Here is a 26374-nt window from a genome sequence, read left to right on the forward strand (position 1 = left end):
CCATGAGAAAGTACATCGCAATAATCATCGCGTCGCTTGCCCTTTTCACGGGGCAGGCGCACGCCCAGCGGTGTCTGCCGAAGATGCAGGGCATCGAGGCAAGGGCGAACATGGCGGACGGCTTCAATCCCGGCGGCAAGGACGGCGGGTATAGTTTCGGGGCGGCTCTCTCCACCTACACGAAGAAGGGGAACAAGTGGGTGTTCGGTGGCGAATACCTCCTGAAGAACAACCCCTACAAGGATACCAAGATACCCGTGGCGCAGTTCACGGCAGAGGGCGGCTATTACTTCAAGATACTGTCGGACGCCCGAAAAATCGTGTTCGTCTATGCCGGGGCTTCGGCTCTCGCCGGATATGAGTCTGTGAATTGGGGAAAGAAGGTGCTGCACGACGGCTCCACGCTGCACGACCGGGACGCCTTCATCTACGGCGGCGCGCTGACGCTCGATGTGGAGTGCTACGTGGCAGACCGTATCGCCCTGCTTGCCAACCTCCGTGAGCGTTGCCTGTGGGGTGGCGACACACGGAAGTTTCACACGCAGTTCGGGGTCGGCATCAAGTTCATCATCAACTGACACGGGTATGGAACGGACGGAAATAGATGCAGTCAGAAGGATGCCGCTTGCGGATTTTCTTGCACGGTTGGGGCATGAGCCTGTCAGAAGGAGCGGAAACGAGCTGTGGTATATCGCCCCGTACAGGGGCGAGCGCACACCCTCTTTCCGTGTGAACGTGGCGAAACAGCTCTGGTACGACTTCGGTTTGGGCAAGGGCGGCGACATCTTCACGCTTGCCGGGGAGTTTCTGCAAAGCGGTGACTTCATGGCGCAGGCGAAGTTCATAGCGGAAACCGCCAATATGGTGGTTGACAGGTTGGAACCCCCGACCTATCAAGCAAAACCAACCGAACCGGTCTTTGAGGATGTGGAGGTCGCTCCGCTGTTTCGCTCACCGCTGACGGAGTATCTGGCGGAACGGTGCATACCTTACGCTGTCGCATCCCGCCACTGCTGCCGTCTGAATTACGGTGTTCGTGGGAAACGGTATTTTGCTGTCGGTTTCCCGAACATGGCGGGTGGCTATGAAGTCAGAAGCCGCTATTTCAAGGGGTGCATACCGCCCAAAGATGTGTCTTTGGTGAAGGCAACGGACATCCCGGCTGGCGAGTGCCTCGTGTTCGAGGGCTTCATGGACTTCCTTTCTGCGGTGACGCTTGGTGTAACCGGTAATGCTGACTGCCTTGTGTTGAACTCCGTCGCCAACGCAGAGAAGGCGACGGGATTGCTGGACGGCTACGGGCGCATCGGCTGCTTCCTCGACCGTGACGAAGCCGGACGGCGGACGCTTGCCGCACTTACTAAACGGTATGGGGCGCGTGTCACCGACCGTACCTCACTCTATGACAGTTGCAAGGACTTGAACGAGTACCTGCAACAGACAACGAAAAAACAGAAAAACAACCATCTAAAAATCGAAGAACAATGAACATACTGAATAACAGAAACAAGAGAACATCCATCTTCAAGGCGGTGGCGTTATGCCTGATAGCCGCTGTGTCATTCACACTCGTGTCGTGCGACGACGACATGGACATTCAACAGTCCTATCCCTTCACGGTGGAGGTCATGCCCGTGCCGAACAAGGTGACAAAGGGGCAGACGGTGGAAATCCGCTGTGAACTGAAAAAGGAGGGCGACTTTTCGGGTACGCTCTATACCATCCGCTATTTCCAGTTCGAGGGGGAAGGCTCTCTCAAAATGGATAACGGCATCACCTTCCTGCCTAATGACCGCTACCTGCTGGAGAACGAAAAGTTCCGCCTGTACTACACGGCGGAGGGTGACGAGGCGCATAATTTCATCGTGGTGGTGGAGGACAACTTCGGCAACTCCTTCGAGCTGGAATTTGACTTCAACAACCGGAATGTAAAGGATGATGGTTTGACCATCGTTCCCATCGGCAACTTCAGACCCTTGCTGAAATGATGCGTGTATTCATGACAATGCTCTGTTCGCTTCTGGCGGTCTGTTCCGTGTCTGCACGGATCAGCCGCCAAGAGGGGACGGACGGGCAGGCGGCAATCTACCGTCTGCCACTTTTCGAGAGGGCTGTGCGCTGCACGAAATATTTTGAGGGCTGGCACTCGGAAAAGCACCACCCATACGTGGGGTGGGGTCACAAAATTTTGCCGGGCGAAAGATATTCTGCACGCACCATGACGAAACGGCAGGCGGACGCACTACTTAGAAAAGACCTGCGGAAGTTCTGCGCGATGTTCCGGCAGTTCGGGAAAGATAGTCTTCTGCTTGCCACGCTTGCCTACAACGTGGGTCCATACAGGCTTTTGGGTAGCAAGACAATCCCCAAAAGCACCTTGATAAAAAAGTTGGAGGCTGGAGATAGGAACATCTACCGTGAGTATATCTCCTTCTGCAACTACAAAGGAAAACGCCACGCCATGCTGCTCAAACGGAGAAAGGCGGAGTTTGCACTGCTGTATATTCCATAAAAGGACTGACAAAACTGACAAAAGACGTGCCATATTCAACTTGGCACGTCTTTTGCTATATCACTTGATAGATTATCGTAGGATTTTCTCGTTAATTGACATCGTTGAGCCATTTTTGCCTATCGGTTTCCAAATAACACTTCAAGTTGTAAGTGTTGTGAGAGCAATACAAAACATAGTTATTAACCGTAAAAAGTATAGCGAAAATATGAAGAAAGTATTTAGGAAAATTCAGAAAGGAACAACAAAAATGATTGAACGTATCAAATCGTTGGGGGAAATGGAGACGAAGCAGAAATGTGTAGTTCAACGGTTCGAGATTATCATTCCCCTCCACCAAAAATAACGACCCAATATATAGCCTCCGCAAGTTTTACTTGCGGATTTTTTAGTTATCGCAGATTGGACAAAGGTTTCTTTGCTACTTTCTTTGTCCGCCATCATGCTCACTGAAAGAAAGTAGGGCGGCTCTCGCCGCCCCACCACTTAAAAGCGTGTGTAAAGTCCCGTCACCATCGTGAACATTTCCTCCAGCATATCAAAATAGATGCCCTCGTGTACGGCAATGTCCTTTTCCTTGCACTCGAACGTCTTTTTGCTGAATGTCCTGCGGTAGAACCGCATATTGTAGAGGTCTGCCCCCGCATCATAGATGATGTCAAGGCGGTTTGCGCTTGTCTTGTTCCTCGCAAGGCTCATCCGTAAGCCGTTGCCCATGTCTATGAAATCACGGCTGCCCGTCATGGCGGTAAATCTTCTTCCGCCTATCTGCTGTAATATCGTCTTTGCTATCATATCCTTTGTTTTTAGAGGTTTATATGTTGGCGGTGCGGACACCGCCAACTTGTTCAAAATTCTCGCATCTCGGCAATGGGTGTCTGCCGTTGCAGCCACTCTTTCACACATTCCATGTTGTACTCGCTCGTGATGACTGCCGTATGGCTATCGGTGGCGGTGAAACGTGTGCTTTCGTAATCATCTATCCACCCTTTGAGGGTGTCCGTTCCCCACGCTCCGGCATCATCAAAGATGCCGTCCAATGCCGTGATAGGTTCGCTGAACTTGATTATCAGCGTTTGATAGGTCGTGTTCATCGGTTGCCCTCCTTTCCCTGCTTTGCGTTCAGCCACTTGTCCCGTGCGGTTCGGCACTCGTCCAAAGTGGGTTTGACACAAGCGAACAGTTCTCCGTCCGTATGGCGGTAGTCGTACTGCACAAGTGTCCGCCTGCGTCTGCCGATACCCGATTGGAAACGCTCGTATTTCTCCGTACCTGCTTCCGTGCAGGTGCTTACTCCGTTGATTGTCATTCGTGTTGCCATAATGTTGCTTTTTAGATGGTTAAAAATGTACTGACAGAACTCTGTTCTTCATCACCATTTCGGGATTGCTCGTGTGGCGTTGGTGCAGGTAGAAATGGTGAGAGCCGAAGCCGTAAAGGAAAAACTTGTCAAGTTCGTGCTTCTCGGCAAACTCCTTCACACTCTTTCTCAATTCCCCCTCACTCGTTGTGAGAGTGAGGAGGTTCACAAATTCAAGGAACAATGCAGGGATTTTATCGTCCCACACACAAATCATGCTTTCAATTCTTACTTCCATATCAATGTTGTTTTAGGGTTGATGCTATGCCGCTTTCATCCGCTCACGGATAAGATTGGCGTTCTTGTTCACAAGGTCGATGATGCGCTTGTGGTATTCGGTGTTCTCGTTGCATAAGCCACGACACTGCACCACCTCAAAGGTTTTCAAGGACACTTCCACCGTTTCTATGCGTCTGCCGTCAATGGTCGCTGAAAGGATAAGGGAGTTTTCCCGATTGTGGTAGCCACCCACGCAGTGGTGCATCATCCGTCCTTCCTCAATCATTTCCTCCACGCTCTCGATGACCTTGACGCAGATAAGGCTGTCGGAAAAGACAAGTCCGAAGAATATGCCTTTGGCTTTCAGATATTGCTTTTCGTCCTCAACCGCTTTCTGCCGTTGCTGTTCAGTCCGTTCACGTTCCCTTTGGCGGTTGCGTCTTGCCACCAACCTGTCGTGTTCGGCTTTGAGGTCTTGGGGGCATACGTACTTCGGGCTGTTCGTGTCCTTGCCGAAGTGTCGCAGGAGGTCTATCGTGTCACGCCACATAGAGCCGTCAGCGATGGTGTAGCCGTTGCGGATACATATCTTGATTGACGCCCAATACTCCCCGATATTGAAAGAGTGGTGCAGGTAGTAGCGCAACATCTGATATTGCCCAGCCTTCAACAACGTTTCCGCACGGCTGTCGGAAAGAATGCCTTTGAAAAGGTCGTAAGGCAGGATATTGTGGTATTCGCCCTTGAAGCCGTTTCGCTTCACTTCGGGTATGAAACGCTGTCGGGGGTAGGTGCATCTCGGAGTGATGTCGTATGCCCGAATTTCTTGGTTCTTGCGTACCTCCATATCGCTGTATTCCGACCACTGGTCATAATATAACATCGACATTCCACGCAGTCGGGCAACGGTCGTTGTCCTGCCGTCGGGGGCAATCCACCTCTGCACTACCTCAAAGATGGAATACTCGGCAGGCTGTCCTGCCTTGTATCGGGAATTGACGGAGAAGAAGCGTATCACTTGGTACTGCTTGCAGGTGGTGACGATGGAGAAATACTCCATATCGCTGAAAACGCTCTTTCGGGTGCGCAACGCTTCCAACTCCATACCGCAACGGGGGCAGGTGCATCCGCAAACGGTGTCGGCAAGGTCGTGGTCGCTTTTCCACGAATGTCCGCACTCGGTGCAGATGTTCGTGCCGTTTGCCCTCTTGATTGCGTAATGCTTGAAGCAATGACGGAAAGCGTATGCCCTTTGTTCTTCGGTCAATATCGGTAGTCGCTTGCTCAAACGTGCGACTTCCTGCTGTATGCGTGTTCTCGGTTTCATAATCAGAAATTGAATAGGTTGGGTTGTTGTACTTCTTGTGCGGTCGATTTGGTGGCGGTTCTCGGCTTGTGGCGGTTCTGCAACTTGCGGAGTTCTTCCTCTTGGTATCTGCGGACAGCGTTCTGACGTGCTTCCGCCTTTTCCTCCGCCGTGAGTTCCACAACGTGGTTCACCACCACTTGGCAGTTCATCGGTTTGCCTACCTCTATCTCGTTCTCGTCATAGTAATGGACTGCTTGCCCGAATATCTCTCCGTCCGTGAAGCCGTTGCAACCGCTTTTCTGCACATAGTTCAGGATGTAGGTCACGCAATCGTCTATGTTCTTGGCAGGGTTGCGGTAGTTCTTCGCAAAGAGCGCATCCTCTTCCGCACGCTGTTCCAGATACATCTGTATCGTTCTCTTGAAATGGTCTGTTCCTTTCATATCGCTGTCATTTTTAGATTGTCTGTTTCAGTATCTCTCTCCAATAGGTCGGCTCTACCTCGTTGAGAAGGAAGTCCATGAAATCCCTCCGTGCGTCCTTGTTCAGTTCGTGGTACAATCTTCGGAAAGTGCTAAAATTGCCGTTGATGTACGTTTCCACCATATACACGAAGATGTTGTCCACCTCGTAATATCTGCACTGCTGCGCTGCCGTCTTGCTGTTTCTCTTTCCCATGTCGGTAAGGGTTAAAGGGTGAATAACCAAAGGATGAAGCCGAAGAAGGCAATGGTGGAAAGGATAGCCACGATTACACCTATCGCCACTCGGAACACTCCGTTTACAATCTCTCTGATGATGCCCCAAAGGATGCCGAACATCCCGAAGGCGGTGCGCATCATCAAGCCGCATATCGCCAACCCGATGTATTGCGCCACTTGTCTGAAATTTGCCGTTGCTGTCATATCTTCGCTGTTTTTGATTTTTTGTTTTTTATGCGGATTCAAGAGCTGAGGGAGTTGAGTTTCAAACTATCTTATCTGCCTCTCGTTTATCCGACATTTTTTTTATGCGTCTTTCTGTCGCATCGGTCGTTTTCGTTTCGGGTGCTTGAAAAGGTAGGGATTAGGGAATGCAAGGTTTTTCGGTCAAAATACTACCCGCAGGGCTGGAGATTTTTACCGAAAACAGGAGGCTTGACCTTGCTTTCCCGTCCAATCCCGGAATTACCTTTGCGCCCAGAACGAAAATGACTGACTGATGCGGCTCACTGAAAGGCGCAAAAAGGAGGTAAACGAAAACAGAGGCAGATTGGGTAGAAAAAAACTTCAGGGGAAAATCCGTAAAAAAAAGAATCACCAAAAGGAAAAAGACATCACCGGAAGCGTGAAAAGGGCAAACCACAACAAAGGAAGTATGATTGTTTCCGATCCGACGGAACTTGTCCAGCCGGGTGGCAACAATCATTCTTCCCGGTTTGTCCGGCTGTGTGTGGCCGCCTGTTTCATTCATGAGGCAGGCTGACACACTCTGCATTCACTTTCCGCTTCCGGCAAAAGGGACAGCGAAAAAAGAAAAATCATTTGAAAACCCGTAAAAGCACCTCTTGGCATAGGCGCAAAAGAAAGGGGCATCGCATCATCAGTCTAAACATCGTTTAGGCGTGAGGCAATGCCCTTTTCTCCGGCTATGCGGTAGTCGGCACACGTTTGTTCAAAACTCGTTTTGGGCAATGGTGTGCCGACGGACAAAACCGCTTTTACGGAAAAATCTTATGAATGAGGGGATAAAAAAACGGGAGTTTATATCAAAATCTCGAATTAAATAGCTACTTTTGCATATGAAGAGTTCTTTGAAGGTTACGCAACGCGCAGAAGGATAATGCAGTAGATAACTAACTAAATCGTAACCTATTACTATAAAGAGCAATTAACCTACGCTCATTTCCAATAAATTACACTCTTTTCGTAACTTCTCGATGCAAAATTACCGTTTTTCTCCCTATCATTCACTATCTTTGCACCTCAAAATTTTAAGAATCATTCAATGATAAACGAAGAAAAGATACATAAAAGCACTTCAGGCTGGTGGGCACTCAGCCCTTTATTCGTATTCTTGTGCCTCTATCTGGTCACCTCCATCCTGGTGAACGATTTCTACAAAGTTCCTATAACGGTGGCCTTCCTCATCTCGTCGTGCTATGCCATCGCCATCACACGGGGACTGAATCTGGAACAACGCGTCTATCAGTTCTCGGTAGGAGCTTCCAATAAAAATATCATGCTGATGGTGTGGATATTCATTCTGGCAGGAGCCTTTGCGCAGAGTGCCAAGCAGATGGGAGCCATCGATGCCACTGTAAACCTCACACTCCATATTCTGCCGGATAACCTTTTATTGGCAGGCATTTTTCTGGCTTCTTGCTTCATCTCCTTATCTATCGGTACCAGCGTGGGAACCATCGTGGCACTGACTCCCGTTGCCATCGGACTGGCGGAAAAAACCGGCATAGACCTGCCGTTTATGGTAGCGGTGGTAGTGGGCGGATCATTCTTCGGAGATAATCTTTCGTTCATCTCCGACACAACCATTGCCTCGACCAAGACACAGGAATGCGTGATGCGTGATAAGTTCCGGGTAAACTCCATGATCGTAGTGCCTGCCGCACTGGTGGTATTAGGTATCTATATCTTTCAGGGACTTTCGGTAGCTGCTCCGCCACAGGTACAGGAGATCGAATGGGTGAAAGTGATTCCTTACCTTATCGTATTGGGAACGGCCATAGCCGGAATGAACGTAATGTTGGTCTTGATAATAGGCATCTTCACCAGTGGTGTAATCGGTATCACTACAGGCAGCCTCGGATTCTTCGATTGGTTCGGAGCTATGGGAACGGGCATTACCGGAATGGGTGAACTGATCATCATCACTCTGCTGGCGGGTGGAATGCTTGAAACCATCCGCTACAACGGAGGAATAGATTTCATTATTAACAAACTGACCCGGCATGTAAACGGAAAACGGGGAGCAGAACTCAGCATTGCCGCACTGGTGAGCATTGCCAACCTCTGCACGGCTAACAATACGATCGCTATCATCACTACCGGACCGATTGCTAAAGATATCGCGAAGAAGTTTCATCTGGACCGAAGAAAGACAGCGAGTATCCTCGATACTTTCTCGTGCCTGATACAGGGGATCATCCCTTACGGAGCACAAATGCTGATTGCTGCCGGACTGGCACAGATCTCTCCGCTCAGTATCATCGGAAACCTGTATTATCCGTTTACAATGGGTATCTGTGCGCTGCTGGCCATTCTATTCCGTTATCCGAGGAGGTATTCCGAATAGCGGACGGCTTACTTCCGGATATTCTGTAAATAGGCTTCGAGCGATTCATCTTTGCCCAATCCTAGCTTCTTGCGGATACGGCTTCGTCCGGAATTGACACTGGCACGCGAAATGCCTAAAGCAAGGGCTATCTCGTCAGTGCTCTGATTCAGCAAAATCAGCATACAAAGCAGTTCGTCGTTACGGGTCAGTTCGGGGCATTGGCAGCGCAAAGCGGGCAAATAATGGGGATAGAGTGCGGCAAACGAAAAGCTCAGAATGAGGTTATTATTATAAAAAAGAACAGGAAGTCTTTGTCAATCAAAACAAAACCCCTATCTTTGCACCCGCTATTACGAGTTAATAGCATTAATTCAAATCATTCATTAAAAACATTTATTTAAAATGGCAACAAGAATTAGATTGCAAAGACATGGACGTAAAAGCTACGCTTTCTACTCTATCGTTATTGCAGACAGCAGAGCACCACGTGATGGTAAATTTACAGAGAAGATTGGTACTTACAACCCTAACACCAATCCTGCTACAGTAGATTTGAATTTCGAACGTGCTTTGCACTGGGTACTGGTAGGTGCACAACCTTCAGACACAGTTCGCAACATCCTTTCTCGTGAAGGCGTTTACATGAAGAAACACCTCCTTGGCGGTGTAGCTAAAGGTGCTTTCGGTGAAGCTGAAGCTGAAGCTAAATTCGAAGCTTGGAAGAACAACAAACAGTCTGGTCTGGCTGCTCTGAAAGCTAAAGAAGATGAAGCTAAAAAGGCTGACGAAAAAGCACGTCTGGAAGCTGAAAAGAAAGTAAACGAAGCAAAAGCAAAAGCATTGGCTGAAAAGAAAGCTGCTGAAGAAGCTGCTAAGGCTGCTGCTGAAGCTCCCGCAGAAGAAGCTGCTCCGGCAGAAGAAGCTGCAACTGAAGCTGCTGCTGAATAATAATCGGCAGTATCTATCATTAGTAAATAGGATTAAAACGATAAAATCCTCTCCGGTCCTGCCGGGGAGGATTTTTTATTAAGGCCATTCGGCAACCGGATTCACCACAGAAGGCACAGAGGGTTGCCTCAAAAGTTCTTTTCGCCACAGATTATCAATAGTGATAATCAATGACTTAAAATTCAATGTGTGTTACTCTGTATCTCCTTTGGTGAATTTCAGCACATCCTCGCAGTAAAAACACTGCCTTTTATTTCAGCACAACATAACGCAGAAAAACGACCTGATCTCCCGTTTTAACCGTTCCTTCTTTCAAAGCTTTCTCGTCTACACGGAAGGTTTTGAGGTATTTCTTCAGACTTTTGGTCACCGTGTAGGGTTGTTCTTTTTCATATCCCAGAATCGTTATACTACCGTCTTCGTTGATCGTGACTTTACATTTAATATTAAAAGTCAACCCGCGCAATTTCTTGGCTTCCGCTTTGTTTATCCAGAAAATATAGGTTGCCTTTCCGATATCATTCTTCTTTTCGACCTTCTTCTCTTTAGAGTATTCATCGTATACTTTAAACGAAGGTTCACTTTTGCTGCTGCCATCTCCACACGAAGTGCAGGCCAACAGAACCGACAACAAGATTCCAAATACTTTTTTCATTATTGAGCTCCTTTCTGCTTAGCGTATATTACATAACTATTATCTTCTTCTCCTATCGACTGACCAAACTCCCGCAGGGCATTCGCACTCTCCCCGGCCATACCGCTCAGATAGGCTTCGATCTCTGCTTTCAGCGATCCAGGCTCCACGAGCCGTATATACTGCCTGTCGTAAAAAGCCCAGGGTGTCCATAGCCGGTCCGGCATACCTCCCATAAAATCATTCACTATACGGAAAAAGGTTCCGCGCAACGATTTCTTATCTACTACAAAGTACGAAGTATCCTGAGATTCCCACAGTCCGTCACCTACCTGCTTATCTACCGCCAACTTTCCGATATAAACCCGGGGTAACTCGTAATACATCGTCATCGAACGTTTCCGATTTCCGATATCGAGCGTAAAGCGGGGCGTCAGCCTGCTCTCCGAACGTATATAATGATAAAGTGTATCAGGGCGTAACTCCCAGAAGGTCGAGATATAGAGATCGACTGCTTCCGTATTGGCCCCATACGCGATATCATTACTATAATCGGGAACAACAAACAGATGCTTAGGTGTGGGAACAGAGTCCAACAGATTTCCTTCAAAATCCTGTGTCCATGCAACCAAAGGGTATCCGGTAAAAGGAAGTGCCCCCACTGTAATCTCTCGTTTGTCCGTATTGATCCGGAACATGGCTTTGGAGACAGGCCGATGCAGCGGAATGGATGGCAGCGGTTTCCCTTTCAAGTCGTAAACATAGATAACATTACTGTTAGCAAAAGGGATCAGATAAATGCAATTATGTTTTTCATCAATCCGGGCTTTATATATAGAACGATACTCTCCCGGTCCCTGCCCTATAGCACCTATATCGGTAATGAACTTTCCCTTTTTATCAAACAACCGGCAGGGATGAAGTGTATAAACAGAACCGTAAACGAGAATGTAGTTTTCAGAGACACATAGATTGCTTACCCCTACCATCGCTTCATCGCGGTTATCCAACTTGATGATCCGAAAGTCCTCTACAAAGAAGCTGAGCGGTAAGTCAATCGTATCTTTCAGTGCATTTAGATCACATACCACAACAGAATCCTGACCGGTCCACTGACGGGAAGCCACAACCGGCCATTGCTCCGATAAGTCCTTCTCTTCTATCTTCGGAACAGCCGAACAAGAAGAGACTAAAAATACTCCCCCCAGAATTGAACTCAAGAAAAGTAATTTCCCGGAATTTTTCATATACCCTCCTTTTCTATAAATACAAAGATAAAAATAAAAACGAATATCTTACGAATATTCCGTAGTTTTTTTTTATTCATTCCGGAGTTTGTCTATATAAATAGGGCACGCTACAGAAGGCACAGAGTTTTAATCCTTTGTTTATAAGTACGTCTGAAAGAAATATTTTTCTTTGTACCCTCCGCACACTCTGTGGCGAAAGTACACAAAATTATACACCCGCCACACACCACATAAAAAAAGATGCCCGGGATAAATCCCGGACATCTCTCCTTCAAGTCTGTTTGGACAGACTGGTAATCTCTTTTGATTAATATCTGTCACGACCGCCGCCATAGCCGCCGCCACGATTACCACCGCCGTAACCGCCACCACGGTTGTTACCGTAGCCACCACGACTACCACCACCGTAATTGTTATTACGACGCGGTCCTTCTTCTCTCGGACGTGCAACTGATACAGAAAGTGTTTTTCCGTCTATTTCTTTTTCGTTCAGTGCTGCGATGGCAGCATTTCCCTCTTCGTCATTCGGCATTTCTACGAAACCGAATCCTTTAGAACGGCCAGTCTCTCTGTCCATGACAATTTTGGCTGAAATAACTTCTCCAAACTCTTCGAATAATTCTCCTAAATCGGCGTTGCTAAGATTATAGCTGATGCCTGCAATAAAAATGTTCATTGAAAAAAAATAATTAATACAATTAATAAAATTTGTTATGTTAGAGAAGTCTTAATAAGGAGATAAATTACTCTACAAGTACCTTGGAAATAAAACACATCCTATCAGAAATCTTTAATACGCGGTAAATATAGACATTTACAATAGATTGAGAAACAAAATCATCATTTTCTTTTATTTTTTTATCAAAATTCAGATTTCAACGTTACTTTAATCTCATCTTTGCTTCCTCCGTCTGCGGCTCCGGCGTCTCTGCATCTTCTCACGTTTATAGCGCTGTACCCGTTTATAAATCATCCAGCCACTCATTAGTCCCACTACCACAAAAATCAGAATAGTAATGCCCACTCCGAGATTGTCGCCCTTTATGCGTGACCAAATTTCAAGAACTTCTTTCGTCTTATCACCAAAATCACGAATCATGGCACAACGCTCCACCACTTCACAATCCGGATACTGAATCTTGTCAATCTGCAGGCTGTCGGCACCCGGTCCGAAGAAATAGCTCAGATCGGAATAATATGTAAGAGTTGTGTCCACTTTCGCTTCCATGATCTCGGGCGAAGCCACAGCACTTACGTAACCGCTCGCTTCCATATTCCGCAAGGCAATGTCGGGGCGGCACATGAAGTTGATGAAGTAGCTGGCAGCTTTCGGGTTACCGGCATACTTAGGAATCACCCACCCGTCATACCAGATGTTGCTTCCTTCACGGGGTACGGCATAATCCAGCTCCACTCCTACCGCATCCGCTTCCTCGATGGCCCACTTGGCATCTCCGCTCCAGGTCATGTTGAGCCATGCTTTATTTTTAGTCATCATCTCTTTGCCGAAGTCTGCCTCCCAACCGGCTATATTGGGCTTCATTGCTTTGAGATATTTCTCGGCAATCTCCATCGCACGGGGAGAATAGTCGTTCATCAGATCTTCGACCGTCACCTTACCATCGGCGAGTTCACGGGCATGGGCGTAAATGATGGCAGTTCCGTATGCATCCCGGTAACTGTCTTTCATCAGTATCTTACCGGCATATTTCCGGTCCCAAAGACAATCCCAGCTTTCGGCATCGGCTTCGGGCACAAAAGCTTTATTATACAATATCCTGGCGGTTCCCCACATATAGCATACCGCATAATGACTGGCGATCCGCCCCGGCTGACTCAGTTTATCAATCTGTTCACGGATATAAGGCGATACGTCATTCATGTAATCGGGCGAATGGGGAAAAACAGTGTCGATGGGCAACAGCAGGTTTTTCTTTAACATCCGCTCGATGATGTATTCCGAAGGACATACCACATCGAAATCTTCGTGTCCCTTCTCAATCTTGGTGAGCATGATTTCGTTAATATCAAAGGTTTGATAAACGATGCGGATATCCTCACCCGTCTGCTCCTTATAATATGCCTGAAAGTCTTCGAGCACCCCATCACCGATATAATCGGCCCAATTATAGATTTTCAATACCTTCTCGCGAGGTTCACCGGAGTTGTAACAACCGGAAAACAAAAGTGACATCGCCAGGGAAAGGGTTATTAATAGTTTGTTCATTAGCACTTTATACAGTTTCTTGATTCTCGTAAATTCTCTTCTTTTTCGATTTAAAACAAAAAGGCCATCACTTTTTCTCCTTACCCGCACGCCGGTTAATGACAATCAGCAATGCCAGCACCACCACGAAGATAATCGTCGAAAGGGGACGCAGCTCCGGAGTAAGCCCTCCCTTGCGGGCATCGGCATAAATATAGGTGGAAAGTGTCTCAAGTCCTTCGTTACCGATCGTAAATACCGTTACCGCAAAATCATCGATAGAAAGTGTCAGCGCAAGCATGAAGCCGCTAATCATTCCCGGACGAATCTCCGGGATAATCACTTTGCGAAGTGCCTGCATCGGGGTTGCTCCCAGATCGAGGGCAGCTTCGTAAATATTAGGATTCATCTGCTTGAGGCGGGGCAACACGCTGAGCACCACATATGGAGTACAGAATGTGATGTGCGCCAATACCACGGTCGTATATCCCTGAGATATACCGAGCGAAACAAACAGCAGGAACAGGGAAATACCGGTAATAATATCACCATTCAGAATAGGGATACTGTTCACAAAACTGATGGCCTTCCGCGAACGTGCCTTCAGGTTGAAGATGCCGATAGCCGTGATGCTGCCCAACAAAGTGGAAGCCGTAGCCGCTATCAAAGCAATGGTCACGGTATTGATCAACGCATTCATCAGCGAATGGTGCGTGCCGGTAGTAAACAGTGACGAATACAGTTTCGTGGAGAATCCGGTCCAGTTGCCCAACACCTTTGCTTCGGTGAAAGAGTAGATCATAATAATCACGATAGGCGAATAGAGCAGCAAAAGGAGTATCCACAAATAGGTCTGGGCAAAAATTTTCTTTACCATAGCCCACCTCCTTCGTTCGTATTATCTTTGTCGTCGGTGCTGAACAGAGAAGTCGCCGCAATCAGCAACAACATGATCAGTGACAGGGCCGCTCCATAATTCCACATACTATTATTGATATTCTCCTGGATAGTGGTACCAAACAGTTTGATGTTGTTCATCGTCAACAACTCGGCAATGGCAAAAGTTGAGATAGTGGGCATAAAAACCATCATGATGCCACTCATCACTCCCGGCATGGAAAGCGGAAGCACCGCCTTGAAAAACACCTGGACGGGATTGGCACCCAAGTCCTGCGCAGCCTCGATGTAACTGTGATCCATCTTTTGCAGGGTGTTGTAGATAGGGTAAATCATAAAAGGTATAAAGTTATAGACCATACCGAATATCAAAGCTCCCTCACCCAACGGGACACTGAAGAAGTCGAACAGGGCTACTGTTGCCAACGTACGCACCAAGATGTTGACCCACATGGGAAGAATAAACAATACGACCATCGTTTTCGAGCGGTTCAGCTTTGCGTTGCTTAGTATCCAGGCTGCCGGATAGCCCAGCAGGATACAGACGATAGTGGTAATGATGGCAATACCGATGGAATAAACAAAGGTATTGATAGCCTCGTGATGCTGAAAAAACTTCGCAAAGTTTTCCAATGTCAGATGTCTGCTGTCATCGGTGAAAGCATAGACCACAATAAGGAGTAGCGGAATAACGACGAAGATCGCCGAAAAGATAATGTAAGGGAGCGTCCAACTCTTACGTGATGAAAAAAAGACCGATAATCTTTTCACTCTTAACTCTTATTTTTATTAGTTCTTAATTACTCTGATACCGTCCGGGGGGATGGTGATACCTACACGGTCTCCATCGTCCCATACGTCGTTCGTATCTACAAATACATTCTCGTCCCAATCCGAAAGCACAGTCAGATGATAGTGGTCGCCTTTATAAAGGATGAACTTCACCTCTCCGGTCAGCGTACCGTCTTCTTCGTTATCCTGAAGAATCACTTTGTCGAAACCGACTTCCACTTTCACTTCGCTGCTGGCATCAATTCCGGTGACAGGAGCACACTCGAAGTTACAACCCAGAAACTCCACATGGGTTTCGTCAATCAGCTTGCCTTCGAAGGTATTGCACACGCGCTCTTTCTTCATTATATGAATATCAAACGGTTTCACCAACAGCCCAACGAGGGCACCGACCTCAAAATGATGATAGTCCTGTACCAGAAATTCATAGCCGTTGCAAAGGACGGTCATTTCATAATGTACCCCCTTGAAGACGGACGACTGCACCACGCCGGTCAGTTGTGCCGCTTCCGAAACCGGAAATATATAAAGATCCTCCGGACGGATCACTACGTCTACGGGCATGTTTTCGCCGAACCCTTCGTCCACACATTCGAACTCGGTATTGCAGAAACGTACCAGTTTGTCGTGTATCATCACACCGTTCAGGATATTACTTTCCCCGATAAAATCGGCCACAAACGAATTGGTAGGTTCATTGTAAATATCAATGGGAGTGCCGATCTGCTGGATTCGTCCTTCGCTCATGACGACAATCGTATCGCTCAGCGTCAATGCTTCCTCCTGATCGTGGGTGACATATACAAAAGTGATCCCTAATGATTTGTGCATCTCCTTCAGTTCCATCTGCATGTCTTTGCGCATCTTCAGGTCGAGAGCTGCCAATGGTTCGTCGAGCAGCAGCACTTCCGGTTCGTTGACTATGGCACGTGCGATAGCCACACGTTGCTGTTGTCCGCCGGACAGCGAATCTACGTCGCGGTATTCATAGTCCGTCATCCCCACCATCTTCAAAGCGGCCTTCACCTTCTTCTCAATGGTCTGCTTCGGCATCTTTTTCAGCTTCAGCCCGAAAGCAATATTATCATATACATTCAGATGCGGAAACAAAGCGTACTTCTGAAACACCGTGTTTACCGGACGTTTGTGCGGAGGAGTCTGCGTGATTTCCTTCCCCGATATTTTAATTTCGCCTTCCGAAGCAGTCTGGAAGCCGGCAATAAGGCGTAACAAAGTAGTCTTACCACAACCCGAAGGACCCAGGATGGTGACGAACTCACCTTTTTTTACATTCAGGGTCACATGATCCAGGGCAGTCTTCTCTCCGAAGAATTTAGACACACCGTTCACCTCAATAATGGATTTGCTTTCTTGCATATTCATACTAATTTGGGGTGCAAAGGTACACATTTATCCGATTCGTACATACATGTTAATCTAATATAACAGAGAAATTCTATTCCGAATAAAAAAAACGGCTATCTTTGCATAAATATTTATTCATAAAACATACTAAAGCAATGAAAAAGTTAACTTATCTGGCTGTTGCAGCGGTTGCTCTGGGAGTAGCATCTTGTAATAACAGCAAACCCGGTTATGTGATAACAGGTACTGTGGAAGGCGCTTCCGACGGCGATACCGTATTTATTCAGGAACGTGTAAGCAGACAGTTCAACAAACTGGATACAGCCATCATCGCTAACGGAACATTTACATTCGAAGGCGTACAGGATTCCGCAGTGAACCGTTACATCACTTACTCTAAAAACGGTGACGGAGCATATGTAGATTTCTTCCTCGAAAACGGTAAAATCAACGTAAACCTGTCTAAAGATAATAAGTCGGCAACCGGTACTCCGAACAATGACGCTTATCAGGAGATACGGAACAAAACCAATGTGATCGATCAGAAACAGGCAGCCATCTACCAGGCTATGGGCGACAGCACACTGACCGATGATCAGAAGTTGGCAAAACAAAAAGAATACTCACAGTTGGAAGAGGCATACAGCCAAGCTATCAAAGAAGGTGTACAGAAAAACATCACCAACCCGGTGGGTATCATGTTGTTCAAACAAAGTTTCTATGAAAACTCTACCGAAGAGAATGATGCTTTGCTGAAACAAATACCTGCCAACTATCAGAATGACGAACTGATTATGAAAATCAAAGAAGTTACCGAAAAGCAGAAAGCGACTGCTGCCGGTCAGAAATTTATCGACTTCGAGATGCTGACACCCGACGGAAAACCGGTAAAACTGTCCGACTATGTAGGAAAAGGCAAAGTGGTATTGGTTGACTTCTGGGCAAGTTGGTGTGGTCCTTGCCGCCGCGAAATGCCGAACATCGTAGAGGCTTACGCTAAGTACAAAGGCAAGAACTTCGAAATCGTAGGCGTGTCTCTCGATCAGGATGCCGATAAATGGAAAGATGCCATCAAGAAGCTAAACATCACCTGGCCTCAGATGTCCGACCTGAAAGGCTGGCAGAACGAAGGTGCACAGTTGTATGCCGTAAACAGTATTCCCCACACCATGCTGGTTGATGCTGACGGAACAATTCTTGCACGTGGCCTGCACGGAGAAGCGCTCCAAGCCAAACTGGAAGAAGTATTGAACAAATAGGCTGTATCAAAACTTACCACAGAGGACACAGAGTAACACAGAGGCGATTTTAAGTTATTGATTATTAACAAAAAGACTCTGTGTTACTCCGTGGTAAAAAGAGTTTCGACACAGCCTCTTCATTTCACAAATGTCCCGGACAGGGGCTTTCAAAACCAAACCTATTTCAGTGAATCGGCATAGGAACAGAGCTTGACAATCTGATCCACATTCTCAAAATTCACTTTATTCTCTCCAATGTATTTCTCAATTTCCGCACGATGCTTTGAGTAGATTTTGGCAAATTGCTTAAAATTGCGGAACTGTTTCATTTTATCGTCTTTCTCCACCCAATAGATATGATGCCGGTTGCCGACAATCATCTTCTCACCTTGCAACTGGTATGATTGTCCATTGCTCATGACAGAACCGTAACTCTGAACTGCCGTTGTTTCCGAACGGGTGCCATAGGCTCCCACAGGGGCTTCCTTACGTGCAGATGCTTTATACTGAACATACACTACCGGTTTTGTCGGCAACATTTCTATTCCGGCTCCGTTGGATTCCGGATAAAACGTACGCCCTCCTATCTTGATCAGCAAAATATCTCCCGGATTGGCAAGTTCCTTCACCTGCTTATCCTGCGGATCTACAAAATAGAACTTGTTGGCTACTATATTGTAGTTCATTTTTGACTTCAATTCACCACCGGCTCTGAGAACCACCTGGGCATCTTCATACTTATCAAACAGGAACGAAGCCGTATCGGCCTGGGCTCTCAACTGCCAGAAACTGCACAGTGCGAAAGCAATGAAAATAAAAAACCTTCTCATAATACATCGATATTAAACAATAAAAGGCTGTTTTGACAGTATACACTTCAAAACAGCCTTTCAAATAGTTATAGTAAATCTCTCTTTACTTTACATACCAATCAGACAAACCAACGCACATAACAGAAGTCCTGACGGTGAGGCAAATCCGGATTTTTCGGGAACATACGGTATGATACTTTGAAGCTTCCTGCATTCGACAAGCTGTGTTTAGCCTGGAATGTATACAGATCGCCTTCTTTCTTAACCACGCTGAATGGTTCTACCGAATAAACATGCTGTTTTCCTTCCGGAGTCGTATAAGTTGTAACCAACTCCAGTCCCACTGCATCGTTCAATCCTTTTTCATCAACGACGATGGTAATCGTATACTCCTTGCCGCTTTCGATATCGCCTTGTGCAATGTCTGCTTCTCTATCTCTTGAAACGATCTCGATGGAATCCCACTTGGCGACCACTTCTTCTTTCCATGCTGCAATTTCTTTTGCCTTCGCATTATCATTGGCAGACAATTCTTTGAAGCGCTTGGCTTCCTTGCAGTAGAATTTGCTATAGTAATCGTCGAGTTGACGCTTCATTGTATAGTGAGGAGCAATCTGAGCGATTGAGTTTTTCACACTTCTAATCCAGCCTTCTGAATACCCCTTCTTGTTGCGGGCATAATATAACGGCAGAATTTCTGTTTCAAGAATACTGTAGATGGTAGCTGCATCGAGCTGATCCTGATGTTCCTGATTCTGGTAAGTACGTTTCTCGGTCAATGCCCAACCTGCACCTTCGCGGTAACCTTCAAGCCACCATCCATCGAGCACGGAGAAGTTCAATACACCGTTCATCAAAGCCTTCTCACCCGATGTACCGGATGCTTCAAGCGGACGGGTCGGCGTGTTCAGCCAGATATCAACCCCACTCACCAGACGGCGGGCCAACTGCATATCGTAGTTTTCGAGGAAGATAATCTTGCCCAGGAATTCCGGACGCTGAGAGATCTCAACAATCCTCTTAATCAGCCCCTGACCTGCACCATCGTGCGGGTGGGCTTTACCTGTGAAGAGGAACTGTACCGGATAATCGGGGTTATTAACAATCTTCGACAGACGTTCCAAATCGGTGAACAGCAGGTGAGCACGTTTGTAAGTGGCAAAACGGCGGCCGAAACCAATCAGCAACGCATTCGGATTGATCTTATCCAACAGAGACACAATGCGTGACGGATCTCCCTGGTTCTTCAACCACGTTTCACGGAACTGCTTGCGGATATAATCCACCAGCTTGTTCTTCATAGTTACACGGGTCTTCCAGATTTCTTCATCGGGCACATTATAGATAGCTTCCCAAATCTTCGGATTTGACTGATCATACAGGAAGCTTTCGTTGAAATATTTAGCATAAAGCTGTTTCCATTCCGTAGCACTCCAAGTAGGAAAGTGTACACCGTTGGTCACATAGCCCACATGGCTTTCCTCCGGGAAGTATCCTTTCCAGATAGAAGAGAACATCTCCTGAGAAACCTTTCCATGCAGCCAGCTCACACCGTTCACTTCCTGAGAAGTGTTGCAGGCAAATACCGACATACAGAAACGTTCTCCTTTGTCACCCGGATTGTTACGTCCGAGATCCATCAGATCGTCCCAGCTGATACCCATCTTTGAGGGATAGCCACCCATATACTTGCCGAACAAACCTTCGTCAAAGTAATCGTGACCGGCAGGAACCGGAGTATGAACCGTATATAAAGAAGATGCACGAACCAACTCGATAGCCTGGTCGAAAGTAAGACCGGTAGCTACATAGTCGCAGATACGCTGTACGTTGATCAGGGCAGCGTGTCCTTCGTTACAATGATAAATATCTTTCTTGATGCCCAGTGCTTTCAGTGTCAGCATACCGCCGATACCTAACAGGATCTCCTGTTTCAGACGGTTTTCCCAGTCACCTCCGTAGAGTTGGTGAGTGATAGGACGGTCAAATTCACTGTTCATTTCGTTGTCTGTATCGAGCAGATACAAAGAAATACGTCCTACGTTTACTCTCCATACATTTGCATGTACGTAGTAATCCATATAAGGCACATCCACTACCAACGGTTTTCCGTCTGCATCCGTCACACGGTCGATAGGAAGCTGACCGAAGTTCTGTGCTTCGTAATTGGCAATCTGCTGCCCGTCCATAGACAGCGTTTGTGTAAAGTAACCGTAGCGATACAGGAAACCTACCGCGCAAAGATCTACATTGCTGTCAGAAGCTTCTTTCAGATAGTCGCCGGCCAGTACACCTAAACCGCCGGAATATATTTTAAGAACGTGATTCAAACCATACTCCATGCTAAAGTAAGCTACAGAAGGACGTTTATCGTCTGGCTTCACATCCATGTAGTCTCTGAATTTAGCATATACGTCATTCATACGTTTCAGGATAACCTTATCTTTTGATAAAGCTTCCAATTTTTCGTAACTCATACGTTCAAGCAAAAGTACCGGATTTTGACCAGCTTCTTTCCAAAGGGTCGGATCCAAATCTCTGAACAGTTCAGTAGCTTCATAATTCCATGCCCACCAAATGTTGCGTGCAAGTTCAGATAATTTCTCTAATTCCGCAGGAACACGTGACTTTACAGTTACCTCCTTCCAATTCGGAGTATTCACATTACTTACTTTAATTTTCATAATGTTATTGTTTACTTGTTGATGAATAAATACTTAGTTTAGTTGACGTTTCATTGCATTGCGCAAAGCAATATCATAAGCCTCGTAATAATACTTGATGAAATGCTTCCATAAAGCCTGTTCGGCCACAGCCGCCGCATGCTTGCGGATTTCTTTCACCTCAATTTCCGTTTTACCCGAGAACAGCGCGATCGTATCCTTGATACCGTCGGCAACTTCTGAGTAATTATAGTCCGAACGATGCAGCACCTCTACTCCATTATCAAGCCCATGCTGATTCTTCAGGCTGTTCACCCAAAGACCGAAGCCTGCCAGGTCAGTCGTAATGGTAGGTACGCGGAAGGCTACACTCTCAAGCGGAGTATATCCCCAAGGTTCGTAATAAGAAGGATAGACACTCAAGTCTTCTCCCAATATCAAGTCATAATATTCTTTATTCAGGATTCCATCCTTTCCATCCAGATAACACGGGACGAAAATCACTTTCACCTTATCTTCCGGACGGTTTCCCATACCCAGATACTTCAACATGTCCAACACCTGATCGTGGGTCATATTATGCAGCCAATGGGTAATGAAAGGCACTTCAAGCGGAGTATCGAACTTCTCTTTGCTCTTCAGGCGGGTCTGCAAGTCCTCGCGGGGCTCTCCTACCCAACCCGGCACATTGACAAATGCCAGTACGTTCTTCTGCAAATCTTTGTCCCGGTTCAAGCGGTTCAGCGATTCCAGAAACACGTCGATTCCTTTGTTCTTAAATTCATAGCGTCCGCTGGTACCGATAATCAACGTATCATCGCCCATATTGGTTCCAAGAAGTTTATTGGCCACGTTCAACATCAGCGAACGGGCACGTTTGCGTTTACCGGTGAAGGCCGTTCCCTGAGGTACGAAATCGTCCTCGAAGCCATTCATCAGCACTACGTCTGCTGCCTTATCCAGCAACTCTTTACACTCGTTATTAGTGATTTCGCTTACTGTCGTAAAGCAGTCGACATGATGTGCGGTCTGCTTCTCAATAGAGTGCTTCGACTGCATATTCAGTTCCTGGGCCATCTGGTCGCCATTATAGGCAAACAGATAATCATATAAGGGTTTATCGTTTCCGGCAATGCTCCGGCCGATAGAGGTAGCGTGGGTAGTGAAAATAGTCCCTATTTCGGGTACGGCCAACTGCACATATAGTGCTCCCAAACCGGTCATCCATTCATGTGCCTGATAAACAACCTTATCATTTTCAGTCAGATTATAACGATAGAAGCTCTCTACCACTTTTCCGGCAGCATACGAGAACATGGATGCTTCGTCATAATCGCCGTAAGCATGCAACGAATCTACCTGAAAATGATTCCACATTTCAGTATAGATTTCATTCTTTTTCTCAAAGAAAGGCTGAAAATCAACCAGGATAACAATGGGTTCACCCGGAATATTCCAACGTCCGACACGGACAGAAAGGTTATCTTTATTGAGGGCATGTTCTTTCCATGCCGCACAGAGGTTGTCAGATTCTATAAACAAAGGGTTTTCTTTTCCTTGCCACACATCCGGCCCTATGAAGAATAATTTGTCACGGAAGTTAGTTTGCAACGTATTTGCCCTTGTGGACAAAACAGTATAAATTCCTCCTACCTTGTTGCACACTTCCCAACTGGCTTCGAAGATATAATCGGGGGTTAATAAATCTTTTACCATATAAATGTTTAAAACTCTTTTTATTACGCAGGTGCAAAAGTACGCATTATTTATTGAAAAATAATACTTTATACAAAAAATATAAGCAAAATAGCACAAACAAGCGTTTACAACGAGGTTTCAGAGCATAAAAAAAGACTTAAGTGTTTTTGGAAAACGCTTAAGTCTTTTCAGAAAACACTTAGACGTTTTGCTGAAAACGCTTAAGTGTTTTTATAAATCATTAGCTTATCATTTATGCCAGCGCACTACCGATAAGGAAGGTAGCTGCCAATGCCACGATAGCATAAAGTTCGGGGAATACAGCAAGAATCAATGTGTTGCTGAATACATTATGGCCTTGTCCGATGGCTGCAATACCATTGGCGCAAACCTGTCCCTGGCGAATAGCAGAAAACAGGGCAACCAGTCCGAGGGCAATACCTGCACCCAATACGGCAGAAGCCTGAATGGCAGTTATCTGCGGAGTAAGGATGCCGAAGATAGTCTGGAACATAAAGTAGCCTGCGAAACCATACAATCCCTGTGTACCCGGAAGAGCTGTCAATACAAGAAAGTTACCGAATGCACTATCGTTCTTCTTCAATGCGCCGATAGCAGCGTTACCTGCGATAGTCACTCCGTAAGCACTTCCGATGCCCGACAAACCAACCATAACCGCGATGCCAATGTAAGCAATAAACAAATTCATTTCCATAATCTTAATTTTATTTTTTAATTTATTATTCTACTATTTTTCTTTTTATTTCTCTATTTTCTGAATGGTTTGTACTCCTTGCCACCGCCTTCGTAACCGGAATTCTTGAAAAACTCCACGAAAGTCAGACGCATGGGGTGAACCATGGCTCCGAGCACATTCATAAAGATATTGATGGCATGTCCGATAACGAATATCAGCACCATCACAATGGGACCGGCAATCACATTGTCCGGACTCATGCCCACTGCCAGACTGTTGAATACTCCGGCAAGAATTCCTCCTGACAATCCCAGAGCGAATAAACGCACGTATGAAAGAACGTCACCCAACAGCCCCGTTGCCATGTTATAAGAATCCCATAAACCCAGTCCGATATTAAGAAAGATATTCTTTCCGGGACTGTTGAACAGGAAAATCATAATACCGGCAATGCCCATAATGATCAGATGTACGGTACTTCCCATCGGCATCACTTTCGGCAACAGCGCCGAAAAAGCCAACGATAACAGAAGAATGATCCACCCGATCGTCGCAATGGCGTATTTGAAGCCAAACTGGATGGTCTGATTGACAGCCTTCAATACCATACCGAACAGAATCTGCACCGCACCCAAAATCAGTGAGAGCTGGAACATGTCATTATTATCCATAAAGACTGCACTCTTCAGGCGCTGGATGAACGGCCAGGGCAGGTCGTAAATATTGGCACCGAAGAAGGTTCCGGTCAGCAATCCGCAGAAGAAAGTGGAAGTAGCCAGTATCTGAATCAGAGAGATGATCGATTTGGCCGACGGACTCAGTTTCTTTGCCAGCAAACGGTAAGCGGTAGCCCCCACAAACAGGAACAAGCCATATCCGGAATCTCCCAGGCAAAGTCCGAAAAAGATCATAAAGAACGGAGCAAAGAACGGCGTCAAGTCCAGTTCGTTATATTTCGGCAACATGTACAATTTGCAAATCGGCTCAAACCAGGCAAAGAAGCCTTTGTTGTTCAATTCAATCGGAACATTGTCTTCCGGTGTCGGGTCTGTGATCTCGTAATAAACATGTGCGTCATTCAGATAGGCTTCGATTTCAACCTTACTGGCAGCAGGAGCCCATCCTTCAAGCAACATCAATTTATCACCGGCAGTCTGCTCCGTACTTAAAACGACCTTTGAGAATTCTATTTCAGTCTGCACCTGTTTCAAAGCCTCCTTCAGCGAAGGTATGTCGGTTTCAGACAAAGCAACCAACTTCTTTTCATTCTCTTCAAGTGCAATCCCGGTATTGGTATACTGCATTTCAAGTTGTGCCAATGACTGCGACGGCAGTTTAGCTTGCTCTACATCCAGATCGACCTCTTCTCCGTCTTTGGTCACGGTGACGAAAAAGACCTTTGAAGAAATACGGCAAATAACCATTGCATTATATTCCGCTTCCCATTCTTCTTTGTAGTTACCTTCGGGACAAGTATAGAATCCGACCACATAACCGGCATCTTTCAACCGCTGTATGCCTCCCGGTTCAAAATCGCCCCAGGCTTCCAAGGCATCTTTTTCCTTTCCGCAGATTTGCTGCTGTTGCAACAGTTTACTATGTTCGGTTTGCAGAGCATCTATTTCGTCAAGCACCTGTAGACCACGTTCAGCACTGCCTCCATGGGTTGCAATGACCGCATCTTTCCCATGTTTCTGGTTCTGTAACAATTTCAATGCGGCGGCAAGACGGGCAGAAAGACGGATGTTATCCTGTAACTCGGCATTCTCAGCCGCTCCCTGCTGTTTCTCCACAATATGAACGACTCCGAGTTCCCGAAGACTGTTCAGAAAAGCTTCGTACTCCTTATGATAAACCAGGAATGTGAGTTTCTTCATTTTTGTAATCATGCCTCTGCCTCCTTCCTTTTTTCTTGCTGTGATTTCAGAATCTTTTGCGACGACTTAGACAAATTCTCCTCATCTTCCATGAAGCGTTTTATCTTACGCAAAGCATCCTGATAACCAGGTATCTGTACCTTCTCAAAAAGATTAACTTTCTGAGTGGTCTTTTTCCTCGCATGTTCTAACAAGCCCAGCTTGGCCAGCGTGAACTCACGCTCTATAGCGGTATGCGCCAACTCCTTAAGCAAATGTATACCATCGGCATACCATTTGGGAGCATTAAACAGGCTGTACGGACGAATCTCGAAATCTACATTCTCGAGTAAAGGCACCCTTACACCGGCTATTTTTTTGATACCAAGATGAACATCATTTACTTTTATCAATGAGGTGTCAAACTCATTCCAAAGTGCGAACATGGCTTCATAAGCCTGGATTTGTTTTTCCAGCCTTTCCTCCAGATCGGCAGCTTCGCTTTTACAGCGCTTCACTTCCATGCGAAGGGCACTCTCCTTATTTTTAATAATCGGGAGGGTACGCACCCGCACTTTCAGTTGCTTCTCGAGCTGCTGAAGGGAGGTTTTGTTATATTGAAACTTTATAGCCATCTCGTTT

At 46.4% G+C, this 26374-nt stretch carries 29 protein-coding genes and 3 pseudogenes; 9 read left to right on the forward strand and 23 right to left on the reverse strand.

Going from position 1 to position 26374, the window contains the following annotated elements; translation table 11 throughout:
- The first annotated feature begins 2 nt into the window (after positions 1-2).
- The 5 genes and pseudogenes from R3O62_RS17525 (at position 3) to R3O62_RS17545 (ending at position 2965) form a co-directional block, all read left to right on the forward strand.
- Positions 3-578 carry a conjugal transfer protein TraO gene (locus R3O62_RS17525; protein ID WP_317472537.1) on the forward strand — a complete coding sequence of 192 codons (576 nt, stop codon included), beginning with the start codon at positions 3-5 and terminating at the stop codon, positions 576-578.
- A 7-nt stretch (positions 579-585) separates the two neighbouring features.
- Positions 586-1488: a toprim domain-containing protein gene (locus R3O62_RS17530; RefSeq protein WP_195337306.1), complete on the forward strand. Its 903-nt coding sequence runs from the start codon at positions 586-588 to the stop codon at positions 1486-1488.
- Positions 1485-1988: a DUF3872 domain-containing protein gene (locus R3O62_RS17535; RefSeq protein WP_195337305.1), complete on the forward strand. Its 504-nt coding sequence runs from the start codon at positions 1485-1487 to the stop codon at positions 1986-1988. Before R3O62_RS17530 ends, R3O62_RS17535 begins: the two co-directional genes overlap by 4 nt.
- On the forward strand, positions 1985-2512 hold the full coding sequence (locus tag R3O62_RS17540) for a glycoside hydrolase family protein (protein ID WP_317472538.1): 528 nt from the start codon (positions 1985-1987) through the stop codon (positions 2510-2512). The genes R3O62_RS17535 and R3O62_RS17540 overlap by 4 nt, the downstream gene beginning before the upstream one ends.
- Positions 2513-2576: 64 nt before the next feature.
- Positions 2577-2965: pseudogene (locus tag R3O62_RS17545) on the forward strand (hypothetical protein).
- Between the two features lie 33 nt (positions 2966-2998).
- On the opposite strand, the gene R3O62_RS17550 reads toward R3O62_RS17545, so the two are convergent.
- From R3O62_RS17550 to R3O62_RS17590, 9 genes are all read right to left on the reverse strand, one after another.
- Positions 2999-3307 carry a hypothetical protein gene (locus R3O62_RS17550; protein WP_234130059.1) on the reverse strand — a complete coding sequence of 103 codons (309 nt, stop codon included), beginning with the start codon at positions 3305-3307 and terminating at the stop codon, positions 2999-3001.
- Between the two features lie 53 nt (positions 3308-3360).
- Positions 3361-3606 carry a DUF6956 domain-containing protein gene (locus R3O62_RS17555; RefSeq protein ID WP_123550758.1) on the reverse strand — a complete coding sequence of 82 codons (246 nt, stop codon included), beginning with the start codon at positions 3604-3606 and terminating at the stop codon, positions 3361-3363.
- Entirely contained in the window at positions 3603-3833 is a 231-nt protein-coding gene (locus R3O62_RS17560; protein ID WP_087388426.1) for a DUF3873 domain-containing protein, read from the reverse strand. Before R3O62_RS17560 ends, R3O62_RS17555 begins: the two co-directional genes overlap by 4 nt.
- A 19-nt stretch (positions 3834-3852) precedes the next feature.
- Positions 3853-4110, reverse strand: a complete 258-nt coding sequence (locus tag R3O62_RS17565) for a hypothetical protein (RefSeq protein ID WP_234130060.1) — start codon at positions 4108-4110, stop codon at positions 3853-3855.
- 24 nt (positions 4111-4134) lie between these two features.
- Positions 4135-5418, reverse strand: coding sequence for a PcfJ domain-containing protein (locus tag R3O62_RS17570; protein ID WP_317472539.1), 1284 nt, complete (start codon positions 5416-5418; stop codon positions 4135-4137).
- Between the two features lie 2 nt (positions 5419-5420).
- Positions 5421-5843 carry a PcfK-like family protein gene (locus R3O62_RS17575; protein WP_123550755.1) on the reverse strand — a complete coding sequence of 141 codons (423 nt, stop codon included), beginning with the start codon at positions 5841-5843 and terminating at the stop codon, positions 5421-5423.
- A 13-nt stretch (positions 5844-5856) separates the two neighbouring features.
- Entirely contained in the window at positions 5857-6078 is a 222-nt protein-coding gene (locus R3O62_RS17580) for a hypothetical protein (protein WP_317472540.1), read from the reverse strand.
- Between the two features lie 11 nt (positions 6079-6089).
- Positions 6090-6305 (reverse strand): hypothetical protein, encoded by a 216-nt coding sequence (locus R3O62_RS17585; RefSeq protein WP_128703195.1) that lies wholly within the window; start codon positions 6303-6305, stop codon positions 6090-6092.
- A 160-nt stretch (positions 6306-6465) separates the two neighbouring features.
- Entirely contained in the window at positions 6466-6876 is a 411-nt protein-coding gene (locus R3O62_RS17590) for a hypothetical protein (RefSeq protein ID WP_234130062.1), read from the reverse strand.
- Between the two features lie 127 nt (positions 6877-7003).
- On the opposite strand from R3O62_RS17590, the pseudogene R3O62_RS17595 reads away from it, so the two are divergent.
- Positions 7004-7184, forward strand: a pseudogene (locus R3O62_RS17595) (hypothetical protein).
- A 202-nt stretch (positions 7185-7386) separates the two neighbouring features.
- Positions 7387-8691 (forward strand): Na+/H+ antiporter NhaC family protein, encoded by a 1305-nt coding sequence (locus R3O62_RS17600; RefSeq protein ID WP_269095562.1) that lies wholly within the window; start codon positions 7387-7389, stop codon positions 8689-8691.
- An 8-nt stretch (positions 8692-8699) separates the two neighbouring features.
- Here the strand turns inward: R3O62_RS17600 and R3O62_RS17605 are convergent.
- A pseudogene (locus R3O62_RS17605) lies at positions 8700-8939 on the reverse strand (helix-turn-helix transcriptional regulator); the annotation flags it as partial.
- Positions 8940-9075: 136 nt separating this feature from the next.
- On the opposite strand from R3O62_RS17605, the gene R3O62_RS17610 reads away from it, so the two are divergent.
- Entirely contained in the window at positions 9076-9621 is a 546-nt protein-coding gene (locus R3O62_RS17610; RefSeq protein WP_005778447.1) for a 30S ribosomal protein S16, read from the forward strand.
- Positions 9622-9871: 250 nt separating this feature from the next.
- On the opposite strand, the gene R3O62_RS17615 is transcribed toward R3O62_RS17610, so the two are convergent.
- The 7 genes from R3O62_RS17615 to potA all read right to left on the reverse strand — a co-directional run bounded on the left by R3O62_RS17615 (position 9872) and on the right by potA (position 16783).
- Positions 9872-10276, reverse strand: a complete 405-nt coding sequence (locus tag R3O62_RS17615; RefSeq protein ID WP_032530025.1) for a DUF4891 domain-containing protein — start codon at positions 10274-10276, stop codon at positions 9872-9874.
- Entirely contained in the window at positions 10276-11502 is a 1227-nt protein-coding gene (locus R3O62_RS17620; RefSeq protein ID WP_122330262.1) for a 6-bladed beta-propeller, read from the reverse strand. Before R3O62_RS17620 ends, R3O62_RS17615 begins: the two co-directional genes overlap by 1 nt.
- Positions 11503-11812: 310 nt before the next feature.
- Complete coding sequence (locus R3O62_RS17625; protein WP_005778451.1) at positions 11813-12181, reverse strand: RNA recognition motif domain-containing protein; 369 nt, start codon at positions 12179-12181, stop codon at positions 11813-11815.
- 216 nt (positions 12182-12397) lie between these two features.
- Entirely contained in the window at positions 12398-13732 is a 1335-nt protein-coding gene (locus R3O62_RS17630) for an ABC transporter substrate-binding protein (RefSeq protein ID WP_317472541.1), read from the reverse strand.
- 67 nt (positions 13733-13799) lie between these two features.
- Positions 13800-14588, reverse strand: a complete 789-nt coding sequence (locus tag R3O62_RS17635; RefSeq protein WP_005778454.1) for an ABC transporter permease — start codon at positions 14586-14588, stop codon at positions 13800-13802.
- Positions 14582-15379 (reverse strand): ABC transporter permease, encoded by a 798-nt coding sequence (locus tag R3O62_RS17640; RefSeq protein ID WP_317472542.1) that lies wholly within the window; start codon positions 15377-15379, stop codon positions 14582-14584. The genes R3O62_RS17635 and R3O62_RS17640 overlap by 7 nt, the downstream gene beginning before the upstream one ends.
- A gap of 18 nt (positions 15380-15397) precedes the next feature.
- Positions 15398-16783 carry a polyamine ABC transporter ATP-binding protein gene (gene potA / locus R3O62_RS17645; RefSeq protein WP_175413949.1) on the reverse strand — a complete coding sequence of 462 codons (1386 nt, stop codon included), beginning with the start codon at positions 16781-16783 and terminating at the stop codon, positions 15398-15400.
- 137 nt (positions 16784-16920) lie between these two features.
- On the opposite strand from potA, the gene R3O62_RS17650 reads away from it, so the two are divergent.
- Positions 16921-18024: a TlpA disulfide reductase family protein gene (locus tag R3O62_RS17650; protein ID WP_005778459.1), complete on the forward strand. Its 1104-nt coding sequence runs from the start codon at positions 16921-16923 to the stop codon at positions 18022-18024.
- Positions 18025-18185: 161 nt separating this feature from the next.
- On the opposite strand, the gene R3O62_RS17655 is transcribed toward R3O62_RS17650, so the two are convergent.
- The 6 genes from R3O62_RS17655 to R3O62_RS17680 form a co-directional block, all read right to left on the reverse strand.
- Entirely contained in the window at positions 18186-18836 is a 651-nt protein-coding gene (locus R3O62_RS17655) for a hypothetical protein (protein WP_005778461.1), read from the reverse strand.
- 101 nt (positions 18837-18937) lie between these two features.
- Positions 18938-21502: a glycosyltransferase family 1 protein gene (locus R3O62_RS17660; RefSeq protein ID WP_005806753.1), complete on the reverse strand. Its 2565-nt coding sequence runs from the start codon at positions 21500-21502 to the stop codon at positions 18938-18940.
- A 33-nt stretch (positions 21503-21535) separates the two neighbouring features.
- The gene (locus R3O62_RS17665) at positions 21536-23197 is read right to left on the reverse strand and encodes a glycosyltransferase (RefSeq protein ID WP_005778464.1); all 1662 of its coding nucleotides are present in this window, start codon (positions 23195-23197) and stop codon (positions 21536-21538) included.
- 235 nt (positions 23198-23432) lie between these two features.
- A complete protein-coding gene (locus R3O62_RS17670) occupies positions 23433-23894 on the reverse strand; it encodes a V-type ATP synthase subunit K (RefSeq protein WP_002562679.1) in 462 nt (153 codons plus the stop codon).
- 53 nt (positions 23895-23947) lie between these two features.
- Complete coding sequence (locus R3O62_RS17675; RefSeq protein WP_005778468.1) at positions 23948-25765, reverse strand: V-type ATP synthase subunit I; 1818 nt, start codon at positions 25763-25765, stop codon at positions 23948-23950.
- Positions 25762-26367, reverse strand: a complete 606-nt coding sequence (locus tag R3O62_RS17680) for a V-type ATP synthase subunit D (protein WP_005778470.1) — start codon at positions 26365-26367, stop codon at positions 25762-25764. The genes R3O62_RS17675 and R3O62_RS17680 overlap by 4 nt, the downstream gene beginning before the upstream one ends.
- Between the last annotated feature and the right edge of the window lie 7 nt (positions 26368-26374).

This window comes from Bacteroides hominis (assembly GCF_033042785.2).
GTDB classification, from domain to species: domain Bacteria; phylum Bacteroidota; class Bacteroidia; order Bacteroidales; family Bacteroidaceae; genus Bacteroides; species Bacteroides hominis.

Bases quoted from the DNA above. Each gene is read 5' to 3' on its own strand.
- R3O62_RS17635 (WP_005778454.1), bottom strand. From the start codon at position 14,588: ATGGTAAAGAAAATTTTTGCCCAGACCTATTTGTGGATACTCCTTTTG.
- R3O62_RS17665 (WP_005778464.1), bottom strand. From the start codon at position 23,197: ATGGTAAAAGATTTATTAACCCCCGATTATATCTTCGAAGCCAGTTGG.
- R3O62_RS17610 (WP_005778447.1), top strand. From the start codon at position 9,076: ATGGCAACAAGAATTAGATTGCAAAGACATGGACGTAAAAGCTACGCT.
- R3O62_RS17560 (WP_087388426.1), bottom strand. From the start codon at position 3,833: ATGGCAACACGAATGACAATCAACGGAGTAAGCACCTGCACGGAAGCA.
- R3O62_RS17670 (WP_002562679.1), bottom strand. From the start codon at position 23,894: ATGGAAATGAATTTGTTTATTGCTTACATTGGCATCGCGGTTATGGTT.
- R3O62_RS17550 (WP_234130059.1), bottom strand. From the start codon at position 3,307: ATGATAGCAAAGACGATATTACAGCAGATAGGCGGAAGAAGATTTACC.
- R3O62_RS17680 (WP_005778470.1), bottom strand. From the start codon at position 26,367: ATGGCTATAAAGTTTCAATATAACAAAACCTCCCTTCAGCAGCTCGAG.
- R3O62_RS17620 (WP_122330262.1), bottom strand. From the start codon at position 11,502: ATGAAAAATTCCGGGAAATTACTTTTCTTGAGTTCAATTCTGGGGGGA.
- R3O62_RS17580 (WP_317472540.1), bottom strand. From the start codon at position 6,078: ATGGGAAAGAGAAACAGCAAGACGGCAGCGCAGCAGTGCAGATATTAC.
- R3O62_RS17630 (WP_317472541.1), bottom strand. From the start codon at position 13,732: ATGAACAAACTATTAATAACCCTTTCCCTGGCGATGTCACTTTTGTTT.
- R3O62_RS17565 (WP_234130060.1), bottom strand. From the start codon at position 4,110: ATGGAAGTAAGAATTGAAAGCATGATTTGTGTGTGGGACGATAAAATC.
- R3O62_RS17615 (WP_032530025.1), bottom strand. From the start codon at position 10,276: ATGAAAAAAGTATTTGGAATCTTGTTGTCGGTTCTGTTGGCCTGCACT.
- R3O62_RS17585 (WP_128703195.1), bottom strand. From the start codon at position 6,305: ATGACAGCAACGGCAAATTTCAGACAAGTGGCGCAATACATCGGGTTG.
- R3O62_RS17535 (WP_195337305.1), top strand. From the start codon at position 1,485: ATGAACATACTGAATAACAGAAACAAGAGAACATCCATCTTCAAGGCG.
- R3O62_RS17555 (WP_123550758.1), bottom strand. From the start codon at position 3,606: ATGAACACGACCTATCAAACGCTGATAATCAAGTTCAGCGAACCTATC.
- R3O62_RS17530 (WP_195337306.1), top strand. From the start codon at position 586: ATGGAACGGACGGAAATAGATGCAGTCAGAAGGATGCCGCTTGCGGAT.
- R3O62_RS17540 (WP_317472538.1), top strand. From the start codon at position 1,985: ATGATGCGTGTATTCATGACAATGCTCTGTTCGCTTCTGGCGGTCTGT.
- R3O62_RS17570 (WP_317472539.1), bottom strand. From the start codon at position 5,418: ATGAAACCGAGAACACGCATACAGCAGGAAGTCGCACGTTTGAGCAAG.
- R3O62_RS17675 (WP_005778468.1), bottom strand. From the start codon at position 25,765: ATGATTACAAAAATGAAGAAACTCACATTCCTGGTTTATCATAAGGAG.
- R3O62_RS17575 (WP_123550755.1), bottom strand. From the start codon at position 5,843: ATGAAAGGAACAGACCATTTCAAGAGAACGATACAGATGTATCTGGAA.
- R3O62_RS17650 (WP_005778459.1), top strand. From the start codon at position 16,921: ATGAAAAAGTTAACTTATCTGGCTGTTGCAGCGGTTGCTCTGGGAGTA.
- R3O62_RS17625 (WP_005778451.1), bottom strand. From the start codon at position 12,181: ATGAACATTTTTATTGCAGGCATCAGCTATAATCTTAGCAACGCCGAT.
- R3O62_RS17660 (WP_005806753.1), bottom strand. From the start codon at position 21,502: ATGAAAATTAAAGTAAGTAATGTGAATACTCCGAATTGGAAGGAGGTA.
- R3O62_RS17590 (WP_234130062.1), bottom strand. From the start codon at position 6,876: ATGCAGAGTGTGTCAGCCTGCCTCATGAATGAAACAGGCGGCCACACA.
- R3O62_RS17600 (WP_269095562.1), top strand. From the start codon at position 7,387: ATGATAAACGAAGAAAAGATACATAAAAGCACTTCAGGCTGGTGGGCA.
- potA (WP_175413949.1), bottom strand. From the start codon at position 16,783: ATGAATATGCAAGAAAGCAAATCCATTATTGAGGTGAACGGTGTGTCT.
- R3O62_RS17655 (WP_005778461.1), bottom strand. From the start codon at position 18,836: ATGAGAAGGTTTTTTATTTTCATTGCTTTCGCACTGTGCAGTTTCTGG.
- R3O62_RS17525 (WP_317472537.1), top strand. From the start codon at position 3: ATGAGAAAGTACATCGCAATAATCATCGCGTCGCTTGCCCTTTTCACG.